Source organism: Arthrobacter sp. P1_H7, assembly GCF_056405215.1.
The window spans coordinates 1-1,121 of record NZ_JBFUCO010000042.1 but is presented as its reverse complement, the minus strand read 5'-3'; the positions used below and the strand labels follow the sequence as shown (position 1 = coordinate 1,121).

Below are 1,121 nucleotides of genomic sequence, written 5' to 3'. Positions count from 1 at the left end.
GTCATGGATTGTTCGAAGACCTCGTTGGTCGCATCCGAGTGCTGCATGTATTCCTGGATGCCGTAGTTGTGGATCGCCAGGCCCACGTGCAGCTGCGCGGCGAACCCGACCGGSGAGATGTCGGTGGGGCCGTGGAAGCCGGACTTGATCTGGTACTGCGCGGCGTAGTCCATGACCTTCTTCAGCGGGCTGATCCCGCCGAAGTGSGTGGACGCGGCCCGCACGTAGTCGATCAGCTGTTCCTTGATCAGGGCCTGGTAGTCGTAGACGGTGTTGAARATYTCCCCGATGGCCAGCGGGGTGGTGGTGTGCGCCCGGACCAGGCGGAGCGCTTCCTGGTTTTCGGCCGGGGTGCAGTCCTCGAGCCAGAACAGGTCGTAGGGTTCGAGYGCCTTGCCCAGCTTCGCGGCCTGGATCGGGGTCATCCGGTGGTGCCCGTCGTGCAGCAACGGGATTTCCGGGCCGAACTCGTTGCGCACCGCCTCGAACACGGTCGGCAGGTGGCGGAGGTAGGCGCGGGTGTCCCAGTCCTCTTCCTGCGGGAACGCSCCGCGCCCGGCCGGTTCGTAGTCGTASCGCTCCCCGGAGGCCTGGGCCTGGGCCGCGACGCCGTAGACGGCCTTGATCCCGGGGACCGCGGTCTGGATCCGGATCGACTTGTACCCGAGCTCSAGGTGTTCGCGGACCGAGTCGAAGAGCGAGGGCAGGTCCGCGCCGGAGGCGTGCCCGTAGGCGCGCAGCCCGTTCCGGGACGCCCCGCCCAGGAGCTGGTAGACCGGCATCCCGGCGAGCTTGCCCTTGATGTCCCACAACGCCATGTCCACCGCGGCGATCGCGGCCATCGTGACCGGSCCGCGGCGCCAGTACGAGGACCGGTACAGGAACTGCCAGGTGTCCTCGATCCGGTGCGGGTCCTTGCCGATCAGCAGCTGCGCGACGTGCTCCTTCAAATACGCGGCCACGGCCAGCTCGCGCCCGTTCAGGGTCGCGTCCCCGATCCCGGTCACCCCGTCCTCGGTGGTGATCCGCAGGGTCACGAAGTTCCGGGAGGGGCTGGTGACGAACACTTCAGCGGCAATGATTTTCACAACAGGTCCTTATCTGCTCTAACGGGGATGTCT

The 1,121-nt window shown here is 66.7% G+C and carries 1 protein-coding gene; it reads right to left on the bottom strand.

What is annotated here, in order from left to right:
- Positions 1 to 1,088 (bottom strand): D-mannonate dehydratase ManD (manD, locus tag AC1DXI_RS20725; RefSeq protein ID WP_476940149.1); only part of this gene is annotated, 1,088 nt, incomplete at its 3' end.
- Positions 1,089 to 1,121: the final 33 nt, after the last annotated feature.